Source organism: Micromonospora sp. NPDC005806 (assembly GCF_042871425.1).
In the GTDB taxonomy this organism is placed as follows: Bacteria; Actinomycetota; Actinomycetes; order Mycobacteriales; family Micromonosporaceae; genus Micromonospora.
Genome location: NZ_JBIAIL010000017.1, coordinates 48,718 through 61,340 on the forward strand (window position 1 = coordinate 48,718; position 12,623 = coordinate 61,340).

Below are 12,623 nucleotides of genomic sequence, written 5' to 3' on the forward strand. Positions count from 1 at the left end.
CCCGTGCCCTCGCGCCCGTACCTCAGGGCAACTTATGGCAACGCATTGATCCCCACCACGGCCATGGAGATGGTGAAGGCGCCCGGGCCGGTCCCGCGAGACGGACTACGACCCGGGGCTCGGTCGGCCCAGCGGTAACTCAACGCTGTCCCCCGCACCACCACCGATGGACGAAGGAGGACTCCAGATGAGTCGAGACCTCAGGCGCGCGCGGAAGCGGGGCACCGCCCTGCTCGCCGCGTCCGTGCCACTCTCGATGCTCCTCACCGGCACGGCGGCCGCCGCGCCGACCGGTGACCGCGACTCCGGCGGCAACCGTCCGCCCGCGCACTCCAACGCCCCGCACCACGGCCCCACCGTCGTGTCCCAGGTAAAGGACATCATCAAGGTCCAGGGTCGATACTTCCGGGATCTCAACGACAACGGCCGGCTGGACCCGTACGAGGACTGGCGCCGGTCGGCCAAGGACCGCGCTGCCGACCTCGTCGGGCGGATGACGCTCGCGGAGAAGGCCGGCCTGATGCACATCACCTCGGAGCGTCGCGGCGCACCCTCGAGCGCCGACCCACACCCCGACACCGTCGGGTACGTCCGGGACCGGAACATCCGCTACCTCGTCATCCGCGACAACCCCACCGCCTTCGACCTGGCCGATCGCGCCAACGACTACCAGGAGATCGCGGAATCCACCCGCCTGGGCATCCCGATCGTCTTCACGTCGAACCCGCGCAACCACGTCAGCACCAATCTGGAGTTCGGCATCGTCGAGGCGTCCGGGCAGTTCTCCACCTGGCCGGGCACCCTCGGCCTCGCCGCCGCGCACGACCCGGCGCTGATCCGCGAATTCGCGCAGATCGCGCGCAAGGAGTGGCGTGCCGCCGGGATCGAAAAGAACTACGGGTACCAGATAGAGACCGCCACCGAGCCGCGGTGGCGGCGCGTCAGCGGCACCTTCGGCGAGAGCCCGGACCTCAACGCCGCGTACGCCCGGGAACTCGTCCTCGGTTTCCAGGGCGAGCACCTCAGCAGCGACAGCGTGGCGCAGACCGTCAAGCACTTCCCCGGCGACGGCGCGGTGTACAAGGGCCTCGATCCGCACAACGCGAACGGCCAGTGGGCGGTCTATCCGACGCCCGGCAGCCTCTACGCCTACCAGCTCCCACCGTTCCAGGCGGCGATCGACGCGGGTGCCAGCTCCGTCATGTCGTACTACAACCGCCCGAACAACGAATTGAGCGTGCCGCAGCTGGGTGGGCAGCCGTTCGAGGACGTGGCCGGGGCCTACAACAAGGCTCTGATCACGGACCTGCTGCGCACCGAGATGGGCCACACCGGCTACGTCAACAGCGACAGCGGCATGCTGACCACCATGCCCTGGGGCGTGTCGGACCTGACGCTGGAGCAGCGGTACGCGAAGGCCATCAAGGCCGGCACCAACCTCTTCTCCGACTACAACGACCCGAGCGGTCTCGTGCGTGCGGTGGGGCAGGGCCTGCTGACCGAGGCCGACCTCAACCCCTCGGTGCGGGCACTGCTCACGGAGATGTTCGCGCTCGGCCTCTTCGAGAACCCGTACGTCGACCCGCAGCTGGCCCAGAAGATCGCCGAATCTCCTCGGTCCCAGGCGAAGGCCGACGAGGCGCACCGCAAGTCGATCGTGCTCATGCGCAACGACCAGGATCTGTTGCCGCTGACCGATGCCAACGTCGCCACGACCCGGCTGTACGTGGAGGTCGTCACCGGGACCAACGCCGCGGCGCAGACCGCGGCACTCAAGGAGCTCATCGGCGAGACCGACCCCACGGTGCGGATCGTGGACAACCTCGCCGAGGCCACGGCGGCCCTGGTGTGGGTGCGGCCCAACACGTACGAGATCTCCGACACGGAGGGCGTCTCGATCGAGCTCAACGCCAACACCGGCGTGGACGTGGCGCGGGTCCGGGAGATCGAAGCGACCGTCCCGACGATCCTGGCGATCAACATGGTCAACCCGTGGGTGATCAACGAGATCGAACCGGATGCCGCGGCGGTCGTGGCCACGTTCAACGTCAAGGCCGACGCTCTGGTGGACGTGCTCCGCGGTCGCTTCAACCCCACCGGAAGACTCCCGCTGACAGTGCCGAAGAACTCGGCGGCCGTCGAGAACAACGCGTCGGATGTTCCCGGCTATGCCGAGGCCTTCGACTACGCCTACACCAACCGGGCCGGAGACGACTACACGTTCGGCTTCGGGCTGAGCTACCGGTAGCCCTTACCGATCGCCGGGCCAACGATGATGGGGCTGGCTGGCCGCGCCAGGATCAGCGAGATCCGAGCCGATCGCCAACACGGGCTGCGTCTTCTCGGCGCGATCCCGCTCAGTTGACAACCCTGCCTGCACCTGACGGGGTCCCGGGATTCCCGGGACCCCGTTGCTCGCGTCGACGTCGTGCCCGGTCAGCTGGTGGAAAGACTTGATATGCCCGGCGGTGTCCTCGCCGCCTTCGAGCTGTCGCTGATGAGGTCGATGCGACGTCTCATCGCAGCGTCACCGGGGCGGTCTGACGTTGCATCCCCGCCACGGCGTTCCCTGTCTGCGCGACATCGTCCTGCGGGCCAACGCTCGCCCTGGCCTCAGGCCACTGGCGGCGGGCCAGACGGCTGGGCGCAGCGTTTGGCCGCAGGTGGGGGTCGCGTCACGGGATGCCGTGGGTGAGGTTGGATGCACTGTGTCGCCGTGTGTCCTGGGAGCGCCCTCGTGAATCCATTTGATCAGCTTGCTGGCCTTGACCTGCCGACCCTGCAGGTGTTGGAGGCGGCTTTGGCACTGGGTGGCGTCGTCACCGAGGCTGAGGTGTCGGCGTTGGTCGGCGCCGATGCAATGCCGTACCTGCAGCGTGCCGTCAACGCGGGGCTTGTCGGGCGGCTGCGGAGCCGGCTCGCGGTGAACGGCATCATGCGCGAGGTCTTCGCCCGTCCGCTGGGTGTCGGCCCGTCGGCTGGGCAGCTCGCCGCGGTGTTGAACATCGATGATCTGAAGGTTGTTGCGAGCAACCTGGGGCTGCCCACGAAGGGCCGCAAGGCAGACCTGCTGGAGGCAGTGGCGGAGTTCTTCCTCGATACGGACAACGTCCACGGTCTCGTCAAGCGGATGCCCGTCGCGACGCGGGCGGTGTTGGAGGAAGCTGATCGCGACGGTGGACCAATCCGTCACTACGGCGGCAGCGGCATCGCACACCGTAGCCGGTATCCCAGCCACTATCGGCAGGTGCATCCGCTGGACTGGGCCGAGGAGCATGGGCTGGTCTACCGCGTGACCTGGGACGACTATCAGCTGGCGGGTCAGGTCGCGCTCGCTTTGCGAGGAGCGGACTACCGGGCTCCGTTTCAGCCGCAGGAACCGCCGGCTACCTGGCACACGCCGGATTCCGCGACAGTGCGCCGCGACGCCCAGGCGCAGGGCATCGCCGTGGTCGGGCTGTTGTCGGCGCTGCTGGACGGGGCCGGACGTGAGCCGCTGGCCACAGTCAAGGTCGGCGGCGTAGGTGTGCGCGAGCTGACTCGGACGGCGAGGAGGCTTGGCGTGACGGTTTCGACCGTGCGGCTGCTGCTGGCGGTCGCCGAGAAGGCCGGGCTGGCCGAACTCGACGAACACGTGATGCCGACGGCCGCGTACGACCGCTGGCTCACGCTCGGTCTGGACCGGCGGCTGGCGGTGATGCTGAAGGCGTGGCGCGAGCTGGACTATCTGCCGTCGTCGCAGACTGGGCCGTGGCTGCCGGACTACGACGAAGCCTGGCCTGCGCACGCCCGGATGGCCGCGCTGCGGACGTTGGGTGACCGGGCGGCGACGGACCTCGAGCAGGCGGCGCACTGGATGTGGTGGCGGCAGCCGCTGGCCTTCGGCGACGCCACAGCGGCGCGCGGTCTGCTGGAGGAGGCCACGACCTTGGGGGTTCTCGGCGCTGGCGCGATCAGCCCCGCCGGGCAGGCGCTGCTGGCCGGCAGTGACATCGCCAAGGCCGTCGGCGACCTGGGTGAGGTCGCCGGCACCGCCCGGCTGCAGGCCGACCTGACCGCGGTGGTGATAGGAACACCGGGTCCGGAACTGGCGGAGCTACTCGACGCGGTCGCCATCGTAGAGTCCCGCGGCACGGCCACGACCTGGCGCTTCAGCCCAGCGACGGTACGCGGCGCGTTCGACGCAGGCTGGACCGAGCACCGCCTGACGAGAGCCCTGACGAAGATCGCCGAAGGCGCACTGCCGCAACCGCTGGTCTACCTGCTGGCCGACGTCGCCCGCCAGCACGGTTCGGTACGGGTCGCGCCCGTGGCCAGCACCCTGGTCAGCGACGACACCGCGATGCTGACGCAGATCTGCGCCGACAAACGGCTGGACAAGCTCAACCTGCGTCTGCTCGCCCCGACAGTGCTGGCCAGCCAAGCCACCACGGCTGACACGATGGCCGCCCTGCGCAAGGCCGGCTACGCGCCGCGCCAGCATGACGCCGACGGCCGGGACGTCATCGAGCGAGCCCGCCGCCACCGAGCCTGACGGGCTGGCAGCGGCACGCACCCTGCCTGCCCGCATCCCCGACGAGGTCGCGGCGGTGCTCGACGCCCACCAGGTGCCCAAGACCTGACGCGCACGGCGCCCCGGTCGGTGACGACCGGGACCCGCGTGCACCGGCCGTCAGAAGACCTGGGCGAAGCAACCCACGGCGACGGCCATCGACAGCACCGCCATCGAGAGAGCCATGAGGGGTCTGGGAATGCGCATCGGGAGCTCCATCTCGTGGTTGACGTGGTTCACAGGCAGTACCGAACGAGCCAGTGATCGGAGTTGTAGGTGTCCTTCGCCGGGTCCGGCACGGTGACCGCCCGTTCCTCGACCATCTCCTCGGGGCGGATCCGCCGCGGGAGCGTGCCGAACCGGGCCCGGCGTGCCGCCGTGGCGCCGTCGTTGCTGTTCTTTACGGGTGACATCGCATCGTCTCCTCAACAGCCTGCTGGGGGCGGTTCGGGCTGGTCAGCCTAGGTAGAGGTCCCGCCGGGTGGCCACGAACTCCTCGACCGTCTGGGCGGGCGTGCCGGTGAGGCGCCCGACGTCGCCGGACGTGCGGTCGTAGCGGTTCTCGCGGTGCAGTCGGGCCATGGTGGCGATGTGCTGCTCGGTGTGCGCCGGCAGGCCGGCTTTCGTGAGCACCTCCGACTGCCACTTCTCCGCCGGCAGGTCCACGTACCTCACCGGTCGTTGCAGCGCCCGGGAGAACTCCTCGGCGACCTGCGTCATGTCGAGGCTGCGGGGCCCGGTCAGCTCGTAGACGTGCCCGATGTGCGGGGTCGGGTCGCGGAGCACGGTGGCGACCACCCTGGCGACGTCCGCCACGGCGATCGGCGACGTGCGTCCGGTGCCGAACGGCAGCGCGATCGTGCCGTTCGCCCGGATCGAGGCCGCCGCCAGCGTGGTGAAGAGCGGGTTGTCGAGGAACGACGTCGGCCGGATGTGCACCACCGGCAGGCCCGACCAGTTCAGCACCTGCTCGGCCAGCCAGTGCAGCCGTTGTTGGTGTGACTCGGCGGTGCTGGTGGCGGTCATCTGGGACACCGTCCCTTGCGACATGGCGACCACTGCCCTCAGCTTCCCGTACTCCCGCGCCACGGTGGCCACCACGGTCGCGGCCAGCAGATGGTCCGGCGACACGGGCATGGCGAAGTACAGCCGTCCGGCACCCGGCAGCGCGGCCGCGACCGTCTCCGGCCGGGTCAGATCGCCGAAGACAACCTCCACGCCGAGCGCCCGCAACTCGGCCGCACGCTCGTCGTCGCGGCGGACCATCGCCCGCACTGGGACGTCCTGCGCCCGCAGGAGATCGATGACGGTACGGCCCACGCCACCGACACCGGTGACGAGGACGAGGTCGTTGTCAGCCATGAGTTGATCTCCTTGCGGTCGGGAGCGCCGGGGCGCGTACAGCTTCCGGCGGAGGCGCATGGATCACGCGGCGGCTGCCGGGTGTGATGGTGCGTCCCGCCGCCCGCGCTGTCCTCCAAGGCGCCGGATGTCCGTTCCGGTCGCGACCGGGCTGCGGCACCGGCATTAGGAGTATATGCTCGTATCCACCGAGCCGCCAGGACGCGCGCCGCGCGGCTGGTCCGCCGCCCCTCCCTGAAGGCCCCCGTCGCGGTACCCGGAGGCGTGGGCGCATACGCGCTGATCATGAGGTGAAACCAGGAGGAGAAATGACTGGTACCCCGACACCCCTCGACGACCCGTGCAACTGCCTGGCACTGCGGCGGGCCTCGCGGTACCTCACGGCGACCTACGACAAGGCCCTCGGCCCGGTCGGCCTTCGTGCCACGCAGTTGACCATCCTGCAGAAGCTCGCCGCCCACGAGGCGATGACGATCAGCAGCCTCGCCGACATGATCTCCATGGACCGAACAACAATGGCCACCAACCTCAAGCCGCTCGCGCGGCGGGCCGACTGCGCGCGTCTCTCCAGGCCGTCCTCGACACCGGCTTCCAGCCCTGGGCCGAGTGAAGCCCTTAATCCGAAATTGCGCGTCGGTCGGCGTACCGTCCCGGTGCCAGACTTCGCCGTCGAGCTGCTGACCGCCCACCGTGAGGCGTTCCCGGCTGGTGCCCGCGGTGAGGGTTCACCAACTCGTCGGGTCCGCTACGCCGGACGCTGCTCAATACGGCTGAGCACTCCGTGTTAACCAGCACGCTACACCGCGTCTGACCAGCGAAAACGTAACCCCCAGATCGGGGACGGTGCCCGTTGAGAGCAATTCAAGGCTGTTGAGTGCAGTTGCGCGCCGTTCAGTGCACCGTGCTGCTCCCAGTCCGCTCCCCCATCCTTGGCGGTCGGGTCGCCGGGTCCCGTTTCTCACCACCCTGGTCGACCTTTGGACAGTCTCACTGCCGGGGCAGCGCGATGGCCCGCCGGCCGACGCCAAAGCGGGTGGACCGTGGTGCCGTCGGGGAGCGCGAAGGGGTCGCGGGCGGTGTAGCCGTGCCGGGTATAGAGGGCAGCCTCGGCGAGAGTCGTTGCCTCTGCATAGGAGGGAAGCCCAAGACGTTCCATCAAAGCGAGGCTGCGGGCGAGCAGGACCGAGGCGCGGGTGACACGGCAGGTCGCCGGCGGGACCGCTAGGAAGGCCAAGTGGTTGTGGGCATCGGTGGGACGGTGGGCCTTGAGGACGCGGTCCAGGCATCGGAAGCGGTCCAGGTAGTCACCGGAGGCGGCGGCGAGCCGTTGGCGGTAGCTGCCTGGCGGCGGAATGGGACGGTAGCGGTGGAACCAGACGGCGGCGGCGGAGCCGTCATCGAGGAGACAGGCGTCGCCGACGAGAAGGGCGTGTTCGACCCAGATGCGGGAGACGGCGGTGAGCACGGAGCGTCGCTGGTCTTCATCAGGCACGAGCCACGCGCCGATCGCTGAGGAGTGCACGGGGTCGGCGACGAGGCTGGCGATCTCGCCGATGTCGCACCAGTGGGCGCGGACTGTGGACAGAATGCCGGTCATGCGGAATCTCCGGTGGATTAGGCGTGGTTGCCCAGTGGGCGGCACTGCCGTCCGCCAAGCGAGGCTGTGCAGTCCGGTCAGGTGGTTGCCCGCCACTGAAGCGGACGTGCCGGTGCATTCCGCTGTCGCGTCACGGATCAGCGCCGGCGAGGGACGAGCGCCCAGCTGACCGGGCGGGCGCGGGAGTCACGGCGCGGTGGCACCACCATGGGCACGTGGGGCGATGACGGCGTCCGCCGTGCACGACGGCGGGCCACCACTCTGTCGCCCAGACCGGCAGTTGGTGAGGTGCGGCCGCGACCCGCGACCGCGCCTCCGTTGCCTGTCCGGCGGTGCCGGTGCGTCAGCCGTTGCCGCACGACGTGACGCCGAGGCGCCCCTCAGGCAGGTCTGGTGCCAGGCTGAGGCGATCGTTGGGCGAACTTCTCGCACCAGGACGAAGCGCAGCGCTGCGATACCAACTCCGGCGTCCACGGATGCGGTGATATGTCGGCTGCCGTCGCCGTACCGGCGCCTGAGGCAGCGGACCTGCTCGCGCTGCCGGACGAGATCGGCGTCAGACCGCCGGCGCCGGTCCCACCGACGCGCCCGGGGTCACGACTCACGTCGACCGCAGCGCTTGCGGCTGGCTCGCCGCCGCTCCTACACCCCGCCGTCACGTTCCAGTACGGCGCGGCTTCCGGGTGCGCCGGGGTCGCAGCTGGCGCTCGAACAGGGTGCTCGATAGTGCCCGGAGTGGTGATGACCGGCACCGCACGTGCAGGACTGGGATTCGGTTCGACCAGATCGCCAGGTAAAACCACCAGGGCCGGTTGCCGGACGATCGGTCGGGTCACCCCGAGCACCGGGGCAAGGACGGGGGCCAGTGTCTCGACGACCGGGTCGGCCACCCGCCGGACAACGGCGTCAACGGGTTTGCGCAGTCCCGTCCCAACGATCTCCTGCACCGGCGCCGCAACGCCCACGAGCGGACGCGTCACCGGCGCGACGGCCTCGACGGCTCCCGCCACCCCCGTACCGGCCGACCGGTCCACCACGCGACGCACCGGCGCCACCGCCGCCGACAGCCCAGCGGGCGGGACCCGCACCGCCGGGTCGGGCTCCGCACGGGCAGGCGCCCGGGTGGCAGCTGTCCCCGCGGTCACGGGCGCCGGCTCGCGCACCGCGTCGGTCCCGGCCGGGCTGCGGTCGACCGTCGCCGACCCTCCAGGCGACGCGGACGGACTTGACAGGACATTGCCAACCACCGCCCGTGCGCGGTCGAACAGATCGCCGGCCATGCCCGGGCGCGGCTCGCCAACGGCGTATGCGGGATCGTCCATGACCGCGTCGTAAGCGACCCAAGTGGCGATGAGGCCACCCAACAGCAGCATCCCGCGCACCATCGCCCGAGCGAGTCGTCCGCCGCGACGCCGCACCACGGGCACCCTCCCGACTCGTCCGCTGCCGCCCAGCAACATCACCGATGGTGGCCTAACGGGGTCAGCCGAATACCCTCCGGCACAGTGGATTAGCACCATCCGCACAACGACTCGACGCGCCGTGCGCACGTCCCCTAACCGGACCGCGATCTCGGCACCGGGAACGGGCTCCAACGGGACCCTCAGCCCGGCGCTTGGACGATGCCATGCAGGGGCAGACATCGAGCCAGCGGCGTCGCTGCCGATGCGTCAGCGCGGCGGCGCCGTTGACACGCGGCCGTTGGTCGTCCTGACGGCCGAGACACGAAGGTTCCCGTTCGGCGCCGACTGTCAGGCAAGGGGCAGACCAGTGATCGCACTGATCATCTCTGCGGCGCGGGCGGTCGCGGCGCGAGGCTCCATCCGGCCGGTGAGGACGGCCTCGAGCATCGACTGTAGTTGGGCCGAGACTCGGGGGTACTGGGCGGTCATTGGCCGCACCACGGCCTGCCCGAGCAGCGGGCCGGTCGCCCGGAGGAGCGGCGAACTGGCCGCGGTGCGGTCGACGGCGGACCGCCGGGGGGCGATCTGCCAGGTGACTCGGGACATCCGCGCGAGCGCGTCGGTTGACGTGACATCGCGCAGCACGCGCATGGCCAGGTGCGGGGCCGACGCCTGCCGGAAGATGCCGTAGACCATTCCGCCCGCAAGCGTGGCAGGAGCCCCGTGCGGCCCGGCGGGCATGCCGATGAAGCCGAATTCGTCGAGCACGCTGTCCGTCGCCACCCCGGCCGCCGCAGCCAGCGCGGGCGCGTCGTAGCTGCCGCCGAAGGCCAGGGTGGCCTGGCCGTGCGCGAGTTGGCGGATCGGGCGATTGCGGTCGTAGGAGACCGCCTCAGCGGGGATGACGCTCGTGTCCAGGAGTCGCCGCAGGAACGCCAGGCATTCCGCCGCGGCGGGTGTGTCGAGGGTGACCATCTCCCGGTCGAGGATGGTGGCGCCGTTCGAGGCGAGGAGCGAGAGCAGGCAATACGTCGCGGTCTCACCTGCGCGCGAGCCGCCGGGGAGGGTCAGCGGGATGGCGTGACCGCGCCCGGCGAGGGCTTGACCCAGCGCGGCGAGGTCTTCCCAGGTTTGGGGCGGCTGGTGGCCGACGGCGGCCAGGTGGGTCCGGCGGTACCAGATGCCGGCCACGTCGGCCTCGGCTTGCACGGCGACGGGCCGCCCGTCGAGCGTGTTCGCTGACCGGAACGGTTCGAGGAAATCCTGCTCGTATTCGTCGCGGACCCAGCCGGTGTCGAGTTCGTCCAATGGCGTGAGGAAGCCGGACTTGGCGAACTCGTGGACCCACACCGAGTCCAGTACGGCGAGGTCGGGAGCTCGTCCCTCGGCAACCGCGCGGATGATCACCTGGTGCAGGTCGGGCAATGCCACCGAGACGATGTTCAGGGTGAGGTCCGCCGGCGCGGCTTCGCGCACGATGGCTTCCCAGCAGCCGTCTGGGACGATGATCCGTGCCTCGCGAAGGGCGGGGTGGCGCTGCACCCAGTGCGGGTTCACGAACGAGCCGCGACGGCGGTGGCGCAGCACGACGCCTTCGTCGGCGAGCTCCGAAAGAGCGCGGTTGACCGGGGTCCGGCTGATGCCGTAGCGGGCGCACAGCTCATGTTCGGTCGGCAAGCGCTCGCCAGGGCCGTACTGGCCGCTGAGAATCTCCTCGAGCAGCAGGGTCTTGAGCTGGACGTAGACCGGCAACGGCTGCTTGGGGTCAATTGCCGGACGCACCAGGGTTTCCTCCTCACGGGGGGTCGCGTCCTCATTGTGCACCGCGGTCCGGTTGGTGGATTCGCGGGTCATAGACCAGGCCGGTCAAGGTGTAGCAGGCCGATAACCGCCGCTGGCCAGGCGAACCAGTGCCGGGCGAGCCAGTGTCCGGTGTCCGGTTCGTAGGTCTCCGGCAGTAGGCCGTCGGTGCCCACAACGCGGGTCAACCGGTCCAGGACGACAGCCGCCCTGCCCTCATCGCCGGTCGTCCATGCCACAGCAAGCTCCTGCGCGTCGCCGAGCGTCCACGTTCCCGGTGTGTGCGCGGACCCGAGCCCTCCGTGACGCCCGATGACGAAGCCCGGATTCTGCGCCGAAAACGCGAAACGCATGGTGGCCACCCAGCGCGGGTCCTCCCGGGTGCAGAACCCCCACATCGGCGCGAACGCGGTCGGTAGGTCATTCGCGTCGTGGTAAAGCCGGTGCCTGCCGGCACCGTCGCTCTCGTACGCCCACTGAGTACCGTATGGCCCGCAGCAGGTGAAGCATCGGTTGACCGCTGCGCGCAGTGCGCTTGCTGTTTCCGAGAGCCGGAGCCCGTCGAGCCCTAGTTCGTCGGACCAGCGAGCCAGCCGGTTGGCGGTGTGCCAGTACAGGATCTGGGCAGACAGCGGAAATTGGAGCTCCGATGGATCATCGGCGGGGTTCTCGGCGCTCGCCAGCAGACCATCGGGTCCTTGCCGGGGCAGGCCTTCCCACACCTCGGCGACCAGCTTGCCCCACTCCCGCGCCGGGTCGGCGTATTCACCGTCGCCTGGGGGTGTCGGCCAGCCGCGGGTGATCCGCCGGAAGTCGGTCAGCTCCAGCATCGGGTACAGCTGCTGATCGGCCTGGACCGCGAGGTCCTTGGGGCGCCCGTCCGGCAGGTGGCTTCGCATCCACGGCACGCCGACAGCCCGCCCGCGCCCCCACAGCCAGCGCAGATGCCCGCCGACGATCTCGGTCGTGCCGTGATCTTCTCCGCCTGCGGTGAGCAGCAACAGGGCCTGGTAGTAGGCATCCCGGGTCCAGCTCAGCGGGAGCAGCCGGTGGTCGGTCAGGATCGCGCGCTCGCCGTGGCCGACGTCCAGTGCGGTGCAGCCGAGGATGTAGCGGACCGCGCCGGACCCGATCCGCGCGAGGGTGGTGTCCGGGTCGCGGCGGGGGAAGCGCGCGACCGGGACCGGCAACTGCCCGACCGGGACTGGACGTTGCTTCCAGTCGGGCTGTGGGGTCGGTGCCAGCGACACGCTGACGACGATCTCTGCATCGTCGCCCCCGTCCCCGCGAGTTGTCACGGCCAGTGTGGCGCCGCCATCCGAGTCCGCTATCCAGGCACCGGACTCCGCGTTGCGGACCCGGACCGAAACCTGGGCGCGGCATGGCAGTTTCGGCGCGTCGAGCGCCAGCACCCCGAACTGCTCGTGCACCAGGGTGTGCACCTGCAGCGGCGCGGGTGGGTTCACCTCGGTGATCTCCGCGAGCGCGCAGCGGTCGAGCCGGCCGCGGAACCTCAGTATGGCGACTGTAGGGCCGGCCCCCGGGGTGGCCCGCAGGAGGTGCCGCTGGACGATCACCGGCTGATCTGGAGGCGCCCACGCGACCGCCGCGCAGGACCAGTCCCGACCGGCGCGTTGCCAGACTGGCCGCCCGGCGTCGTCCACGCCGGCGCGTCGCGCCGAAACTGCCTCCTCGGGCAAATCGAGGCGGAGGAACGCGTACCGGTCCTCGGTCAGCCAGGACCGGTAGCGCCGAACCGCGACCGGGTCGCCGCGCCAGCGCTCGTCGAACGCCGGCACTCCGGACAGCTCGACAAACCCGTGCACCGGGTGCGGCATGCCGACTGACAGCCAGCAGCCATGGCCGCCAAGCGACGCGGCCAGCAGCCCGTTTCCGACATCAAGTGGCT

The 12,623-nt window shown here is 70.1% G+C and carries 9 protein-coding genes; 3 read left to right on the plus strand and 6 right to left on the minus strand.

Features of this window, described 5'->3' with window-relative positions; genetic code table 11:
• The first annotated feature begins 187 nt into the window (after positions 1-187).
• Positions 188-2,248 (plus strand): glycoside hydrolase family 3 protein, encoded by a 2,061-nt coding sequence (locus ACFYOS_RS19070; protein ID WP_387142939.1) that lies wholly within the window; start codon positions 188-190, stop codon positions 2,246-2,248.
• 489 nt (positions 2,249-2,737) lie between these two features.
• Positions 2,738-4,534 carry a helicase-associated domain-containing protein gene (locus ACFYOS_RS19075; RefSeq protein WP_387142942.1) on the plus strand — a complete coding sequence of 599 codons (1,797 nt, stop codon included), beginning with the start codon at positions 2,738-2,740 and terminating at the stop codon, positions 4,532-4,534.
• A gap of 254 nt (positions 4,535-4,788) precedes the next feature.
• Here ACFYOS_RS19075 and ACFYOS_RS19080 read toward each other — a convergent pair whose 3' ends face one another.
• Positions 4,789-4,965 (minus strand): hypothetical protein, encoded by a 177-nt coding sequence (locus ACFYOS_RS19080; RefSeq protein WP_387142945.1) that lies wholly within the window; start codon positions 4,963-4,965, stop codon positions 4,789-4,791.
• A 43-nt stretch (positions 4,966-5,008) separates the two neighbouring features.
• Positions 5,009-5,914 carry an NAD(P)H-binding protein gene (locus ACFYOS_RS19085; protein WP_387142947.1) on the minus strand — a complete coding sequence of 302 codons (906 nt, stop codon included), beginning with the start codon at positions 5,912-5,914 and terminating at the stop codon, positions 5,009-5,011.
• A 308-nt stretch (positions 5,915-6,222) separates the two neighbouring features.
• Here ACFYOS_RS19085 and ACFYOS_RS19090 point away from each other — a divergent pair, with 308 nt between their 5' ends.
• A complete protein-coding gene (locus ACFYOS_RS19090; protein ID WP_387142950.1) occupies positions 6,223-6,702 on the plus strand; it encodes a MarR family winged helix-turn-helix transcriptional regulator in 480 nt (159 codons plus the stop codon).
• Positions 6,703-6,872: 170 nt separating this feature from the next.
• Here ACFYOS_RS19090 and ACFYOS_RS19095 read toward each other — a convergent pair whose 3' ends face one another.
• The 4 genes from ACFYOS_RS19095 to ACFYOS_RS19110 form a co-directional block, all read right to left on the minus strand.
• Positions 6,873-7,511, minus strand: coding sequence for a hypothetical protein (locus tag ACFYOS_RS19095; protein ID WP_387142953.1), 639 nt, complete (start codon positions 7,509-7,511; stop codon positions 6,873-6,875).
• Positions 7,512-7,891: 380 nt separating this feature from the next.
• The gene (locus tag ACFYOS_RS19100) at positions 7,892-8,884 is read right to left on the minus strand and encodes a hypothetical protein (protein ID WP_387142956.1); all 993 of its coding nucleotides are present in this window, start codon (positions 8,882-8,884) and stop codon (positions 7,892-7,894) included.
• Positions 8,885-9,262: 378 nt separating this feature from the next.
• Positions 9,263-10,768, minus strand: coding sequence for an extracellular solute-binding protein (locus ACFYOS_RS19105; protein ID WP_387142959.1), 1,506 nt, complete (start codon positions 10,766-10,768; stop codon positions 9,263-9,265).
• A complete protein-coding gene (locus tag ACFYOS_RS19110) occupies positions 10,765-12,144 on the minus strand; it encodes a glycoside hydrolase family 125 protein (protein WP_387142962.1) in 1,380 nt (459 codons plus the stop codon). Before ACFYOS_RS19110 ends, ACFYOS_RS19105 begins: the two co-directional genes overlap by 4 nt.
• Positions 12,145-12,623 lie beyond the last annotated feature (479 nt).